This is a genomic window from Bradyrhizobium sp. CCGUVB14 (assembly GCF_024199935.1).
Lineage (GTDB): Bacteria > Pseudomonadota > Alphaproteobacteria > Rhizobiales > Xanthobacteraceae > Bradyrhizobium.
On sequence record NZ_JANADS010000001.1, the window covers coordinates 1,676,361 to 1,692,662 of the forward strand.

Annotated in this window: 7 protein-coding genes; 5 read left to right on the forward strand and 2 right to left on the reverse strand. The window is 57.9% G+C overall.

The window, feature by feature from the left end; translation table 11 throughout:
* Nucleotides 1-473: 473 nt before the first annotated feature.
* The 3 genes from xopAD (at nucleotide 474) to NLM32_RS46240 (ending at nucleotide 12,374) form a co-directional block, all read left to right on the forward strand.
* A complete protein-coding gene (gene xopAD / locus NLM32_RS07840; protein WP_254128599.1) occupies nucleotides 474-8,219 on the forward strand; it encodes a XopAD/skwp family type III secretion system effector in 7,746 nt (2,581 codons plus the stop codon).
* Between the two features lie 2,125 nt (nucleotides 8,220-10,344).
* Nucleotides 10,345-11,829 (forward strand): coproporphyrinogen-III oxidase family protein, encoded by a 1,485-nt coding sequence (locus NLM32_RS07845; RefSeq protein WP_254128600.1) that lies wholly within the window; start codon nucleotides 10,345-10,347, stop codon nucleotides 11,827-11,829.
* Nucleotides 11,830-12,215: 386 nt separating this feature from the next.
* Entirely contained in the window at nucleotides 12,216-12,374 is a 159-nt protein-coding gene (locus tag NLM32_RS46240) for an SEC-C metal-binding domain-containing protein (protein WP_375143631.1), read from the forward strand.
* Here NLM32_RS46240 and NLM32_RS07850 read toward each other — a convergent pair.
* Both NLM32_RS07850 and NLM32_RS07855 read right to left on the reverse strand, forming a co-directional pair.
* Entirely contained in the window at nucleotides 12,301-13,587 is a 1,287-nt protein-coding gene (locus NLM32_RS07850) for a type II toxin-antitoxin system HipA family toxin (RefSeq protein WP_254128601.1), read from the reverse strand. The two genes, NLM32_RS46240 and NLM32_RS07850, sit on opposite strands and share 74 nt — an antisense overlap.
* Nucleotides 13,584-13,874, reverse strand: coding sequence for a helix-turn-helix domain-containing protein (locus NLM32_RS07855; RefSeq protein ID WP_254128602.1), 291 nt, complete (start codon nucleotides 13,872-13,874; stop codon nucleotides 13,584-13,586). The genes NLM32_RS07850 and NLM32_RS07855 overlap by 4 nt, the downstream gene beginning before the upstream one ends.
* Before the next feature lie 585 nt (nucleotides 13,875-14,459).
* On the opposite strand from NLM32_RS07855, the gene NLM32_RS07860 reads away from it, so the two are divergent.
* Together NLM32_RS07860 and NLM32_RS07865 are read left to right on the forward strand one after the other, a co-directional pair.
* On the forward strand, nucleotides 14,460-15,242 hold the full coding sequence (locus NLM32_RS07860; protein WP_254128603.1) for a hypothetical protein: 783 nt from the start codon (nucleotides 14,460-14,462) through the stop codon (nucleotides 15,240-15,242).
* 371 nt (nucleotides 15,243-15,613) lie between these two features.
* Nucleotides 15,614-16,261: a DUF938 domain-containing protein gene (locus NLM32_RS07865; RefSeq protein WP_254128604.1), complete on the forward strand. Its 648-nt coding sequence runs from the start codon at nucleotides 15,614-15,616 to the stop codon at nucleotides 16,259-16,261.
* Nucleotides 16,262-16,302 lie beyond the last annotated feature (41 nt).

Here is a 16,302-nt window from a genome sequence, read left to right on the forward strand (position 1 = left end):
GCTAAGGCGATAAGCGTTTTCGCCCGCGCATTCACATCCTCTTCGGAGAACACGGCATGAGAGACGTCACCAGGCGTAGGAACGCACAGATTTCTAACTTCGAGGCGGGCAGCACCGCTCGGGATGATGAATCTCAATTCGCGTCTTGGCGCGGCGATGGAGCTAGCGGAACGTTCGGAACTGTGCTTGGGCGGATGCGCACTGGGCCTCAAGATGCTGAGGCTCCCTCAACACGCAGCGCGTCCGTGCCTGGCGATGATCGTTGCGATACTTCGTCCGATCCTAGCCTTGACGCAGATGGAACCGGAGCGGGTGCGCCGTACGTAGCCAGTGGCGGGCGCGATCGGTCCGCGGGACACAAGCGTGGCGCCCAAACTCGGAGGCCGAGCTCCTCTCGTTCCGGTGTTGATCCCTTCGAAGTCGATCTGCCGCCGGAAAGCTCGCAAACAGGTGCGCTGCAACTGCGCCGAGGTGTGTCGGGACGTGACGCGGAACCGGGAACGCATCGTGGCAGCGAAGAAGGAGGTCATAGCGCCCCCGATTGGCGTCATACCATCTATCGCAACGCGCAAGATCCCGAAGGCGGCTTAACCCATTCTCGTCTTGCGGATCGGCGAGGTAACGGAGCCACTGAAAGTTCGCGAACGAGCAAACTTGCGCCGCACGCGCAATCGGCCTCGCTGCTTCCCTCCAGGGCAGGTAAGCGCCGCTTCGACGAGCTGGCTGGGCACCACCCGCATGCCGCGACTTCGGATCGGTATGGACGTGCAGAGTTCGAGAGCGGAAAAGTTCGTGCAGCGATCGAGACCATTGATCGGGCTGCTCGCGCGCATGACTTTTATCAATTCTCTCGAACCGTGGTCGATCATACACAACAGAACAATCGCAAGCAGTTGAAGATGCCTGGGCTGGCAGCTTTTCTGCAAAGGGCCGCGACTCTTTTCAAGACTGAATTCGTCCCGCTATGGGAAGACAATCTCCGCTACCGGCAATCCTGGGGCTACGCTACGACCTGCAATGCAGTGAGCCGGGAGGCCGGAGGTCAAGCGGGTATAGACGCTTGCAAGGCCATGGCAGCGCGACTGTCGGGACTTGATGACTCCCTCATGAGGAAAGTCGACCTCAAGGCGTTTTCCCTTTTTGCGACGTCATTCGGGCGGCACACACAATCGAGTAGGTGTCGAAATGGAACAGTCAGGATCGCCGAGTTCTTTCGCGATGATCATGAAGCGCTTCAGGAGCTGAACGAACAGAGTCTCGCGTTGCTCGCGAACGGATTTAGCAAGTGGCCGGAACGGGCGGAGTGTCGGCAAGCCACGGTCGCGATTGCGAGCGAAGTCTGTCGCCGCGCACGCGGTGCGGGGATCTCCCATGCCACTCAGCAGCAACTGTCCAATCTGGCAAACGCCTTCTGCAAATGGCCCGACGAGGCGAAGTGCTGCCGGGCGACCGTCGTGATTGCCGATGACGTGTCCGGTCGCGCACAACTTTCCGACTTCAATCCGCAGGCACTTACGAACCTAGCGAATGCGTTCGGCAAGTGGCCGGACCGAACAAGCTGTAAGCTCGCGACGATCGCCATCGCCAGGGAGGTTGCCGGGCGCCGGCTGGGTAATTTTGAGCCGCAGGGCCTAGCGAACCTGGTGAACGGCTTCGACAAGTGGCCGGACGAACGGCCTACCCGGCAAGCGGCCGTTGCAATTGCCGGTGAGATCTGCCGCCGGGACATCTCTGCGTTTAATCATCAGAACCTATCCCTCCTCGCAAACGGCTTCAGCAAATGGCCGGACGAGGAGAACTGTCGCGCGGCCATAGTGGCCATCGCCGCGGAGGTCCTCCGCCGCGGGCTCGGCCATTTCACGCCACAGGCATTGGTGAACCTCGTGAGCGGTTTCAGCAAGCGGCCCGAGGAAGCGGACTGTCGCGCGGCGACAGCGGCAATCGCCGGCGCGGTCCTGGGCGGGCGATTGCGTGGTCTTACTCCGCAGGGCCAGACCGTCCTGGTAAACGGCTTCAGCAAATGGCCGGAGGATCCGACCTGTCGTGCGGGTACCGTGGTCATAGCCTCTGAGGTTCTTGAGTTCGCCCGCCGAACCGATGGTCTTTCTGACTATCCTGTACAAGCTCTCGCTGTGGCGGCGAATGGTTTCAGCAAGTGGCCGCATGAGAGGGGCTGTCGTCAGGCAACCGTCGCGATTGCCGACGAGATCCTCAGGCTTCCTGGCCGCCTTTCTCATTGTACGCCGCCGGAACTGGCCAGTCTGGCAAACGGTTTCAGCAAGTGGCAGACAGAGCCGGCCTGCGGCGAAGGTATAGGCGCAGTCGCCCGAGAGACCCTCGGCCGTGCCGACCGCGACAGTCGGCTCACTGGCTTTACCGAGCAGTCGCTCTCGAATCTGGCGAATGCTTTCAGCAAATGGCCAGACCAGATGCCTGTGCTTCAAGCCACGATCGCAATCGCCGGTGAGGTTCTCAGCCGCTCCGGTCGGCTTTCGGCTTTTACCCGCCAGCAATCCGCGAGCCTGGTGAACGGCTTTTGCAAGTGGCCGACTGATGAGAGCTGTCGCCGCGCAACAGCGGCGATCGCCCGCGAGCTATGCGACCGCAGCAGGCTATCCGGTTCTGATAGCCAGGGACTGTCGAACCTGCTGAACGGCTTTGGCAAGTGGCCTGCAGACGAAGACTGCTCCGAAGCCGCCGCCGCGATCGCTCGGGAGATCCTCAGCCGCCGGCGCCTCTGCTATTTTACTCCGCAGCAACAGGCCGACGTGATGAACAGCTTCATCAAATGGCGTGGAGAGATATCGTGCACCCAGGTGATGGTACACCTTGCGCGGGACCTTGGTCGGGGAGGGGAGCGATTCGCTGCTTTCAACACGCATCAGCTCAGCATGATCGCCAACGCTGTGGGACGAAGTTTCATCAGGGCTGAGGAAGGTGGAGAGATTGGCGACGCCACTTTGCTCAAAGACCGGTTACAGCAGCTGGTTCACTACTTGCACTATGCAAATGATCGGCTCGAGCAGGCCGATGTCTTGAGCATAACCAACATCTTCAAGGCGATTGGAAAGGCCCGGCTTTTTGACGAACTCGGTTTGCTCGCACCGACAGGCTTGACTAGGCTCGAGGAATTGCTCCATGCCTCGGGCTTTGCTCACGAGAACAACCTCGAATCCATGGGCAATATTTGTATCGCCCTGCTGCCGTTGGCGCGCAGCCCACAGAAGTCGATGCAGTGGCACCGCAGGCAGGCTCTCAACCTGCTCAACGATCTGCAACCAGTATTGGAGCAAAAAATAGCGGCTTATCTGGCGGCAAGCAAAGCCGAGCGGCGGACCCAGAGTTCGTTTTCGGCCCGCCGTCCCGCACTCTCGATTTTTCAGGTGCTCAAAGCGCGCAAGGTCTTGGAGACTTTGTACCGTCGGCCGTATGTCGAGGGCCACAAGTCTGATTTGGCGATGAGGCGGCAACAGCTGGAGCATGTGACCAAGAAGATCCTGGCAGAGACACGAGCCCTGATCGAAGGCGATCTTTCCAACATGAGCTGGAATCTGATCGCGCAGATCGAGGCGGACGATGTGGTTGACGCGCTAGACTCATTCATGTCGTTCGATGAGGGCGCGATCCAAGCTCAACGTCCCTCGTCCGTCTTCGATACGCACCAGGTGTTACGAACCATGGATCACGAGCCTAGACCGCCGCAGGGCAAGGCAGGACTGATGCAGTTGACGGTCGTGGACATGCAGGGGCGCCGACTGCCCATGGCACCCGAGACGCGATATTCGATGTTTCATCGCTTGACCTCGGGAGCGTTGCCGGTCGTTGCGGTGCAACTGCCGAAAAAGCCAAGCCCCTTCATGTTGAGGCGCGTGTTCTGTGTCGACGATGTGCCCTACCGGATGGACCTGTTCGGCGGGAGTAAGTTAAAGGCACCGAAACCAACCCTGTCGCAGATTGCTGCCGTCGCTCCAGGCGAGCAAAGACCCGCGGCTTCCGGCGGGAAGCTGTTGGCGATTCCGTATGCCGACACCGCACCGGGCACGGCGTTCGAGCGGCTATCGCGCGCCTGGGCCCCTTTTAAGGAAGCATATTATTATACTCAGCGCAGGGGATTTGCCGCGCCACCTGTGATCAAAGATCTTGGCCCTCATGACTACGCCCTGGAAGGAACCTTTAAGTTGTCGCTGCTGCCGGACCGCGCTGCCGGCGAGGAACATCCCTTTAAGCTGATTGGACCAGACGGGCCGATCGCTTTGCGCCCGCACGATGGCTGCGGCTTCATCAGAGCCTCGTTAGCCGAGCGCATGTTAGCTGTTCGCCGAGGTGGTCAGCAGGAAGGTCCTGATCGGCTACTTGCCTACGGTGAGGAAAGGAAGGCGTCGCTGCCCGCCGCGGCGCTGCAATTTTATTCGCGCAGCGAGCAAGTGGCGCAGGAAGTGAGCGAGAAAACCAGGAGCTGGCTTGAGAGCAGAAACGGGGAGCCACTGAGTTCGGAACAGCTGTATCGTACCGTGACGGCCGGACACATCGAAGCCCCCGGCGCGATCGCCGTGCCCTCCGATGATGGCCATCTGCACGTGCCTAAGCTCAAGAGCGCTACATTGGCTGGGGCGGCTGGTGTGCTGATCGGCCGCTCGCCATACGACAAGGCAAACCTTCGCCCGTTCACCACCGAGCGCGTAAAGACGGCATCTGAAGGTGACCCCACAGCGGCGTTCCTCGATAAATGCGTGGCGATGCAATACAGCTTCAATGTTGCCGAGAAGTCGGGTGATCAGCTGGCGGCCGACGATCCGACCTTTTTCGCAAAAGGCATTCTGATCGTGGTGCCTGATGAGGCGTGGCCGGCCAACTATCGAGATCGCGGGCTGGTGATGTCGGCTGAGGACGTGAAGTCCCATTCGAACTGGACCGAGCGCAAGGACCGCGTGACGGCGGACACCTCACTCGATTGTGTCGGCATGCTCCAAGCCACCGAGGTCTTCGCTCCCGGGTCCCTGGTTGCCGTCCCGCCCGATGAACAGAAAAAGCTCGACGGCGATTTCGATGGGGACACCGTCATTATTATCGGGGACCGGCCGCAACTTTATGAGCATGTCCGGCAGTTTGATGCCGAGGAGCAGGCTCGCGGAGTCCGCTCACTCAAGCCGCCGAAGTCGCATACCCCCGCGATCGAGAACGGCAGGTACCAATTTAGTCGTGGCAACCAGATCCTGGCAGCCACCCAGGATACCTTGGAAACTTATAGCACTCTGCAGAGAAACTTTCTGGCTCAATCCGATCAAGCCCGGCGCTGGTTTGCGGAACGGGCCATCTTTGGCATCTACGAGGGCGTTGACCACGAGCTCAGGCAAGAGATCCGAGACTTATTGAATCGGGAGGAGACGAGCGGGCAGGATATTCAGGCGACGCTGGAAAGGGCGATGCGCGAGATCGACCTCGCAGATCACCCAATCGCTCGCGAGGTCACCGAATTGCTCGTGGCCGACTTAGAGGCGTGGGCTTCGAGCGCGGATACGCCGGTCCCGGTCGAACAAGAAAGCGCCACCGATCTCGACCCTGGGCTGAGCCAAACGGCTTGCGAGCTTTTTCCGGACTTGGCGGACGCCTATCGGGCCTCCGCTCACCCGAGAGACCGCGTCGTGGCCTTACTCGATCAATATCCTGCGCGCATCGATCCACGACCGGATGGTTACGAGCCGGACGACGTCGTACAAAGCGCAATCAACCTTCTCAGCCTCGGTAACAAGGTCGGGACCGACGCCTATAAATCCGATACAAGTGCCCGCCTATTCCTTAAAAAAGGCCAGCACCTTCAGCGCCTCCTGCACAAGACGCCGGGCCTGAATGCCGTGCCCTATATCAAAGGCGTAGCTGCCACACTCATGCATGGCAGGTTCGATGTCGATACGTCCCTGGACGATCTGAAGGACAACCCGACACTGGCGGCTTCAGTCATGGAAGCCTCAATCAAGCTTGCTGCCGACAAACACATCCTCCCTAAGAGCTCCGGTCGACAGCTCTCGACGGAGGATTCCGCTATGGCGATGATTTTGACCAGCGCGGAGGCTGCCGACCGCGCCAGGGCGGAGTCTGCCAGGGCCGTTGAAGAAGAGACCGACATTACCTCGGCGACCCTTCGGGTCGCCGAGATACTCAGGCGGGCGGATATCGAGGTGAGCATGCCTCGTTTAAATCGCTGCTTGAGATCAAAGGAGTCGATGACAGACCAATTGACCGGAGCGATCATCAAGTCTGACGGCAACGCCCAGCTGATCAGCAGCGCCGTGCGTCATCTCTTCACGATCCCTGACAAGGATTTCACACGTGGTTTCAAGAAGGCCATATTGGCGTTCGATGAGCGGGGCTACGCCGAGGTCAGCACCAGGAATTGGTTCAGGATGCGAGATCCAACCTTCGTCGGCGTCACGACTGTGCTGACCACGCCGGACGGCTATCGCTTTGAGATAGAGTTCCATACGCCACAGAGCTTTGAAGCCAAGATTGCCAATCACGATACCTACAAGGAGCGAGGCCGGCTGCGGCTGCGAGCGAGTGGGGATGCTCTGGACGAGGCTACGCAACAACTCGCCCAGCGCGCGCGGGAGGTCTGTAAGGGCGTGCCGATCCCGGAGGGCGCCAGAGAGATTTCCCACTGGGGAAACGAACTCGACGCTCGATCCGCTGCCAGCGCCGTCTTTGGCCCGCGAGTTGCCGAACGGTCAAGAATGCCCGAGAGGTCACAGATCGCAAAAGAGGTTGTCTCTGTTCTGGGTTCGCGGCCGGTTGTGCTTGTCGGACTACCGGCCGCCGGAAAGTCCCGCATCGGCCCAGCTCTCGCACGACGACTGGGGCTCGCCTTCGTCGACACGGACAAGAAAATTGAAAGGGAGACCGGTATGGCGATTACGCAAATTTTTGCCGCCAAAGACAAAGGCAAGCAGTGGTTCAGGAGCCGCGAGGCGAGCTTGATCGCGCAGTTGGTCGAGAAAGGGAACTTGATCCTTGCAACCGGCGGTGGCTCGTTCGAGCACGAGGAAACGCGGCGCCTCATCCTGGATAAAGCGGTCTCGATCTGGCTCGATACCGACCGCGGCGAGATTTGGAAGCGCCTTGCAAACGACACCAGCCGGCCGTTGTTGCGGACCGACGAGGCGGAGGAGACCTCGGGCGAGGGGAATGCGAACAAGGCGGCCATCAAGAAGGAGCTCTTCGAGGAAATCGTCAAGGAGCGAATTCCGCAGTATCGCCAGGCAGATATCACGGTCGTTCCGCCTCATAAGAGGAGCGATAACAAGAACGCGGATGCGTGTGTGACGGCGCTGCACGGCCATCTCTGTGGTGGCGCCGGGGAAGAAGCTTCGTTGGCCAGCTCGCTTCAGGAGCTTTCCACAGCGTCAAACCCGCCGAGCGCGGAAGCTTCAGTTCGGCTCAAGGCGCAGAGGCAGGGACCCGCCGCACCATCACTTGCGAGCGCTCCGGGGGCAGACGTCGACCGCAGCCTTGTCGCGGTGGTTGATTTGCCGTCGACACAACAGATCATGCCCGATGATGCTCCTGATCCGCGGGTGTTTCCGCGCAAGACATCCGATGCTCAGGTCGGTTCTTTGGATCCGACAGCCTCGCTTCACGCCAGCTTGGTACCTGGCGCCACGGAATGGCTGGGCGACGAGCATATCGCGGCGGACTACGCGCTCCTTAACGAGCAGCTGCAGAGGGTCAATCCGGCTCTGGTGGCGCAGATGCGGTTCGTTCAGCCGGCCCAAGCCCATCTGCTGCGATTGACCCAGAGCCCGATCGGCTGGCTGGAAACGTTCCAGCGGATCGTACATGACCGGGATGGTCACGATACCGCGAGGTTCCTGCTCGTGCCCGTGAGCGATGGTGATGCTGGTGGCGAAGGCTCGCATTGGTCGCTGCTGTTCGTGGATCGCTACGCGCCGGAGGGAGCGCTTGCGTACCACTACGACTCCGCCGGGGCACACAACACCCCAGTTGCAGAACAACTCGCAGCACGACTCGGCGCCCGTCTGCAGGTCGCTCGAATAACCCGGCAGCAGAACGGTTATGATTGTGGCGTCTTCGTCGTGGACGCCACGCGGGCGCTGGTTAGACGATTGGCGCAAGGAGAGCGGCCAGGGCGCGAGCCGCTGCACCTTGACCACCTCGTCGCCGATCGGCCGGCGCTCCAGGACCGACTTGGAGCTGATGCCCGCTGAGGCTGATGAAGTTGGCTCCAACAGCTCTCGCCGACACGAGGATGGCAGGCTCGCCTGAACGGGCCGGCGGGTCCTTTGCCTTGCGATTTGAAGATCCGCCGATACGTCGGCCAAGATGCGCCCCCCTTTCCAAGTCGCAGGCAGGCTAGCGAGCAACAAGTCGATCGGCAGGTCGCCGCAGGAGTGGATCGCCGCCGGCCGTACCGCCGGCGGTCTTTAAGATGCCGTCGGGGTTGCGTCATCGACGGACCTCGCGCTCAGACGAGTTCGCCGCCGGCTCCAGCACGATCCGGACCCGAAGGGCCGCGTTAGCGCAAAGCGTGGCACGGTTTTCCCCCGCGACAAACGCGAAACGCGTTTGCACGGAGATTCATGCTAAAATATCAACCTAAGGCGCGATGGCGATTCATCCTGATCTCATCGCGCTTTGGCTTACCTTGCCGGGGGGCGATCAGCTTGAAAAATTTTGGACGCCGCCCCGCTTTAAGCTTGGGGCGGCAGATTTTGCTTTGGCGCAATCTTGGAGCAGCTCTCCTCGTTGCCGATTGATTCTTCTTGGATCAGATCGATTTTGCCAGAGCCGTACATTTGCCGGCCTGACGCGCTCGAGGCGGGTGATCTGCTCCTTTTGTCTGACTGTTGGACCAAGGTGAGATCATCGCGGCCGAACCGCCGCTGCATCACTCGAACCGCCATGGACCGAATGAGGCAATGAGGCTGGCGGGCCGAACGCGCTCGATCCACACGACATTCTTCGATAGCGCGCGCGACGGTCACCTCACAATCGCACTACCGACCTAAGGATAGCCGGACAAAGGCGAGCCTTGCAGTCCAATAGGAAAGGGTCTTGGAGGCTTGTCATCGTCATCGAGAGTGGCAGATCGTGGCGATCAGCTGAGCGCATTTCTCGTTAGCGTCAAGCATTCGGCCAAGCGTGCAAAGCCAAGAAGAGACGTGGGCCGCATAGAACCTTTACGGTCAGTGATAGCGTATCCTTGCGCCGGACGAAAGAGAAAGTCAGTAGCTATGAGAACTTTGAAACCGCCCACGCGCTCTCTTCGACGCGGCGTAATCATATAGGCAAGCGGAAGCGAGATTTCGTCCTGTGCAGGAATGGTGTGTGTTCTATTCTCGGTCTTCCAGAAGAGTTCTCTTAAGTTCTGAGCATCTCGGAAAAGATCTTCGCTGCCGTGGCCCTGGGACTAGCCTTCGGCAGATTGCGAATATGTAAAACCAGCAGATCTGGAGGTGTTGCTGCCGTTCAAGATTCGCGTTCACTTGCATCAAGCGCAGCCATTCCACCTAAGTCTTCCTGCAAATCGTCTTTTGCTGACGCCGCATCTTCAGCGAGATCGCCCTGAGGCGGCTTGCAGTGACAATGCGCTGCCCTCGTACCCGCTCGGCATGCACAATAGCGCCAGACGGGTGTCAACAGATGGGCTCCGGCGGTTCTCCATCATCCGATACGTGATGAAGCGCAGCGTCGTCTGCCGAGCATAGAGCGGAACGAAAGAGACGCGGGCCGACAAGTGAAACACTCAGGTCGCCGTAACGTCGCCGTTCTGGGCACATTCGCGGGGCGGATGTCCGAGTTCGCGCTTGAGACCGTCATCACGCGATATTCCCCGGCTGTCGTGTTTCAGTCGTGTTCGGCTCTCGACGCCGATGTCCAGAATCGAACGGTTGAGCACAAGTCTGTGCGGCGCGTGGCGAAGCCGATCGTTTGCGCGCAGCTTCAAGCAAGCCGCGCAGGACTTGTTTGATGGCACGCCAATTGCTGGACACGAGGAAGGCTGAGCAACATGGTACTCTCACTGTCCGGGATTTCAAATGAGCGTGGTCGACCGGTCCAAATCGATGCGATGGACGCTGCATCCTTGAGCCCGGTCCCGCTGGAGGTTCGCTGCCGCACGCTGGTGCCGCTGTCATTATCCATGCCGAATTATGGCCAGCGGTGTCGCGCTGTAGATGGCAACGCAGGATACGATCTGCAAGAAGCGAGGCTATTCTGTGTGCTGGCGCGAATTGCGCCGCGACTTTATCGACACGAAACCGAAGCTCGCCCCTCTGACGCCCGTGTGTCGTCGCCCCTGCCTTCGTACGATAGCTAAAGGAGAAAAACAACATGGGTGTGCCAAGCTATTGCGAGGCTCTTGAGTTCGCGATCGACCGCTCGTACGACATCAACCTCGACATGCTGAGAGCTCGAAAGCTACACCTTGACATCTACAATGATTACCCTGTCGGTACCTATCCGCCTCTCAAAGCAATGGGTACGCTGAATCCCGAAAGGCTGTTGAGCGAGATTGCCTCGTCGATCGATCTTTATTTTCACATCCCGTTCTGCAATCAGTATTGCACCTTTTGTCACTTCGCCAAGGAAATCAATCCACGTCCCGGGCGAGTGGAACGTTACCTGGCGGCTCTCGATAAGGAAATGAGTTGGTCGGACGCACCGCTCGCCGGTAGATCTATCGAGACAGCGTTCTTCGGCGGCGGCACCTCGTCAATGCTGACAAATCCACAACTCAAAACGCTATTTGACATGATCAAGCAGCGCTTTGATCTATCGAAGTCCGAAGTCAGCTTCGAATTACATCCCTCTCTTGCAAGGCAGGTGGATGCGGCAGATCGCATATCCACTCTGCTCAGCAATGGCGTAAACCGCTTCGTGCTGGGCGTTCAAAGTTTTGATCAAAACATCTTGCGTATCTTGAATCGCGGCCACGGTGTGCACGAGGTCAGGCAACTCGTCAAATTGCTGAACAAGATGGGCGCTCGTAATTTGTCCCTGGACCTCATTTATGGGCTGCCGCGGCAAACGCTCCGGAGCTGGTATGATACGCTCATTGGTCTATTGGATATCGGCGCGGAGACATTCAACATATTCCCATTGTTGTTCAAATCGACGGACCCCATAGCTCGCCATTTGAGCAGAGGGCAATATCAATTCGCCGGGGCGAAGGAGCGCATCATCATGCATTTCATGGCGGAGCACATCCTCACGAGACTTGGCTATCGCCACGGCCCGATCTTCTACTGGACTAAAAGGTCGCAGCCGCACGCTGTTCAGCAGACCCGCAAATACGATTCATGGAACGACAATAATCTGATCCCGTTTGGGGTAGGCGGAGTTGGCTACGTCAGTCAGTGCCAGTTCTACAACGAGGTAGATTTAGATCGCTACTTGCTTAGGGCCGAGCGTGGCGAGAAACCAGTATGGAAGGGCATCGTCCTGTCACAGGACGATCTGATGCGCAGAACGGTGATGCTGGCGTTGCGAAGTAGCGGAGTGTCGCTCTTTCGTTTCGAGAAGGAATTTGGCGTGTCCTTGGAGGAATACTTTCGCCGCGAGCTCAAAAAACTAAGGGAAGCGGGGCTCATCAATATCTCAAACGAAGGTGTTTTGACGTTAACCACCGCTGGCATCATCAATTCGAGCGCGGTATCGCTGCAATTCTTTTCCAATCATGTTCTCGATCGGGCCGCACGCACCGACAGCAGGATCTCAGACAAACGAAGTGATCTTATCGAGAGGCACGACTACTCGCCGGCCGCCCGATACGGGGCGACCGCCGAAATGCAAGCCGTTTTTAGCCAAGGCCGGTGAGTGCGCGGGCCGTCTTTAGGTGCTTAATAGTGCTGATCTCAGCATTGGCGAGCCGAGATGCCAATGCAAAGCGGATCGACGCGGCAAAGCCCACGATCGAATAGACTGCGGCATTGCCGGATTGAGCGTCGCGCACGGATCTTTGACGATGCCGGTGCAATCGACGACCGCGCCGACCTGGATGTCGAGAGGATCGGAATACGGTGCTTGCCTACGGAACACCGAACGGGGTGTATTTTCGCGCGGTTCCTGTTCCTGTCAGCGTCCCCGCAAAGGGAATACCTGAATATAGCGAGCTTCAAGGCGACGTCGCACGTGTGGATGCGCGAAAATGCGCGATCCTCTCAGAGGCGGTTGAAAGGGAGCGCGAGCTCACTGGCATACGCATGTCAGGGCCTAACGATCCCTGCTGGTGTGGAAACGGTAAGAAATACAAGAATTGTCATAGGGGCCTGACGGCGCGGCGGATCATCAAGAGGAGCCGTTCAGGATACGTAAGCAGTCCTTTGCCCTTGCAATCAACTTTTTGGCCAAACGTTCGATGATGGCGTTCTCAAGCCCTGCAGCTCGTGCCGTTGCGCATACGTCGGGTATGCTGTCGGGAATAAGCTCAGCCATCGAACTCAAGCCGCCGATCACTTTGTCTGGATCAAGGCGTGCTTCGCGAGAAAATTGTTGCCAGTCGCGTACGCTGATCTCGTTCAATTTGTATTCGCCGCCGATTTTCATGGCGAGCCTGGTCTTCTTTAGATCGATATCGTCATAGGGAAGAATGCTGGCGACATCGTAGAGCGGCGCAAGCCGCACGGTAGGACCGCCGGCCAGAAGTAGTGAATAGTTCTTGGCATGTGCGTCCGTCCCCGCAATGAGCCAGTTGAAGGCGAGGGCGTCGACAAATGTATCAACGTCGGTAACGCGATCCGTGGAATGTGTACGCAGCAGTTCAATGATGTCGCTTGGTGTCGGCCCTCCTTCGCTCTGATATTTTTGTGTCGGCATCGTGCCGCGAGCCTGGCACATGTCTTCCTGATGGACGCGAATAACATCATTGCCGCTGATCTGTCGGTCGTAACGTGTGATCACAATGGCAATTTCATCCTCAAATCGCATGACTCTGGTTTCGGCAACGGGAAAGCCAAGATCGCGTGCGAGATTGAGACAGATGTGCTCGTTCTCGGCATGCCCGTCGAAATGGCCGGTCGGAGGTTTCAGAAGGTGCGTTGTGGGAATGCGCCCGGCTGGCAGCCCCCACTTGTTGTTTTGCCAGAGCAGCGCTGTTTTCGGTTGAGCACCGGCGAGGCTGAATTGTCCGGTATCGCGCGGCAATCGCCACGCGGCGTGGTCCTCTCGCAGCGTCTTCAAACGCTTTGCGATTTCTGCTTCATCGAGCCACTCAATCTTGTCGGCATTACCGCTTCGCAACACTTCCAAACGGTCGGGCGTGACAAACTGGATAGCGCCAGCGCAATCCTCGCCGACATGCGAGATAAGGGCGAATACGTTGCGGGCCGAGACCTGAAATTTCTTAGCCCAACGCTCTAGGACGTGTTCGTTATCCGGCAGGAGTCCCCAGAGAAAGGCCTGAATGGCGGAAGGGCCATGTTCCTCGGCCGCAAGTGGCATGGAAAGCGATAGCGGATAGGCCCCCTGCGCATTACGCCAATCGCTGTTGTAGACAAAAGTCAGCCGGCCGCGAGCATCATTGTGTACGAGGCCGACTTCCTTACCATCCAAGAGAGCAATGAGCTGGTTCGTCATGTCCTGCTCTTCTTTTTGGCTTTAGCTACAATCGCATTGATATCGACGGCAGGCTTTTCTGCCGTGCGGCTATTGGTGGGCTCGCTGCTTGCGTCCACGCGAATGTCCAAAGCGTCGAGCGCGCGGAGTACAAGGCCGAGTTCGGCGCGCGGATGGCCCTGCTCGATCTCGATCACCCACTGACGGCTGACGCCAATGCGCTTAGCGAGACTTGATTGATCAAGTTTCAGCCGCTTGCGTCTATCGCGAATGACGGCTCCAAGATCGGTGGCGGTACGGATAAGCATGGAAAGTCCAAATGTCAGCGTTCGTTAACATTACCCCATGTCAGCGATCGCTGACAATTAGAAAATGTCATCGCTCGCCGACATTCCCGAAAGTCAGCGATCGCTGACATCAAGAGGTTGCCGCGCTGTTCAAGAATTACAAGGAATATCAAGCGCTTAAGTCAGAAACTCGGCTTGATACAGAAAGTCCTAAGCGTCCGTTGATAACGAGTTAGCATGGCGCAATGGGCCTTCGCAGGAGTGCCGATCCTCGTTGCCGTATACGAAGAGATTTGGTTTTGGCCCGTCCATCAAGACTCTCATCCGAGGATCATAGGTCCCGCCGCCACAGCCCATGGCTATGAGAACGCCTACGCCATCGCACAAGAGAAGGCTGGCAGATTCAACCGTTCCGAATTCGTCGGAAACGCCCGATTTCCGTAGTGGTGGGGCCACGACAAGGATGCCCCACAATTGCATCGGTACGTAATCAGAGCTTCGTAGTACCCGTGATACCCAAGATAAAAGACACGCAAACATTGCGTTAGACTTGTCTCACACGCCGTCCATCCAATAAGGTATTTGAAACCGGGAGGAGACGCGACCATGAGATGGCATGCTTTTATGATATTCGTAGGTCTTGTCGTCGGGACCATGAATTCCGCATTTGGGCAGCAGATCAATTGCGGGCCGCCTCCAACACTCAGCCAAGAATTGCAAAATAACGAGGCCATCAAGGGTAATTTGCAAGGCAAGGCACAGCTTCTCTCAAAATATGTTGGACAAGCAGAGCTAGGTGGACAGATCGAGACGACGAAGAGCGAAATATACACTCAATCCCAGGACTACTACCCTGCGCAACAAGAAGCTTATCTTAGCTATCTCTTCTGTTCGATTATCAGCGCCGATCCCAAATTCACCACGCCTGAGAAACTAGACGCGCTTATCAAATACAAGGCAGCTCGTCAGAAAAGTTCGTCGAATGATCTGCCGCCATGCGTGCCCAGCGTCCTGAAGAACATCCCGTTGCCGAACGTGCCGACTCTGGACGGGAACGGCAATCATGTTGGCGATCTCTCTGGCATCGCCGTGAGCGTCATTCAAGAATGCCCAACACCGGCAGCGTCTAAGCAAAGAGCACATCTCGCGTTCGGCTACTATAATGGATCGGGAACGTGGAGAGGCGAACAACATCTAACATTGGTTCTGAAATCGAGCGAAGGGGCGGTCCTCAAGTCACAAACAGTTCCTCTCGACCGCTCCCGTTGCATCTATGGTCATGCAGAGCAGCGAAATGCGGACGATACTCTTGACGGCGGAATCGGCTATCTCGTGAACTCTGCTGAACTAACCGTGTCACGCGTCTCCGGCACTCAAACCCCCTGCTAAGTTGGTTCGTCTGACGCTCAAAACGGTTATCTCAAGAATCTAATGCAAGCAGTCGGAATCCGGCAATCAGTCGAAGGGCCGAGGTATTAAACTATTGCAACGTACGATCGCGTAGCCGACCGCTTTGGATTCCGCCTGAAATCTAACAAGCTGGAAAATTTCACGGCATAGCCTTCCCGTGATTACCAGGTCCACGCGATGAATTGGGCCGAAAGTGGAAGCGTGAGTTTGGCGCCCGCCGAGCGTGCTTAGGTCGCCACGTCGACCGCGCCGTGACTAGCCGCAGGTCTCCGGGTGGCCAACTTGATCGATCTTTATCTCGCTGCTACCGAAGACCTCTTGCTAGAGTACGGAAAGCGAGGAATACCCGAATGTCCGGACCAAGGCCTGACATCGATCCGCATCCGCTCAGCCCGTATGTTGCCTGGGCGGGCAACCGCAACAAGGATCCGATTCTGAAGACGTTCGAAGAATTCTTTCCCAAGCAAGGTGACGTGCTTGAGCTGGCGACAGGGGCTGGATTGCATATCAACTACTTAGCGCCTCATTTTCCGAACGTGCGATTTCAGCCCTCCGACTACGATCGAGATGTCTTTGCGTCCATCAAGAGATGCTGCGCCGGAGCCGGCAACAAGAACGTTGCCGATCCCGTTCTCATTGATCTCTCTGTTCCTGCGACTTGGCCGGGAGCCGATGAGCGGCTTTATGACGTCATCTTCGTCATCAACATCTTCCAGGTCGCGCCGGTCTCGATCGCCGACGGTGTCGCTGCGCTTGGCGCAAAACTTCTCAAGCCAGCTGGTTTCGTCGCCGTCTATGGTCCCTTCAAACTTGACGGGAAATACACCACGCCATCGAACCTGGCCTTCGACAGGGAGATTCGGGCGGCCGGTGTACCCGGATGGAGCCTCAAAGACGTGCGGGATCTCCAGAGAGCGAGCGAGAAGTATGGATTGACGCTCAAACAAAAATTCGAGCTACCCGCCAACAATTTCGTTTTGCTCTTCTGCAGGCCCTGAAGAGGATTGCGCGGCAAGTCCTGGAAGCCTCTACGCTGGCG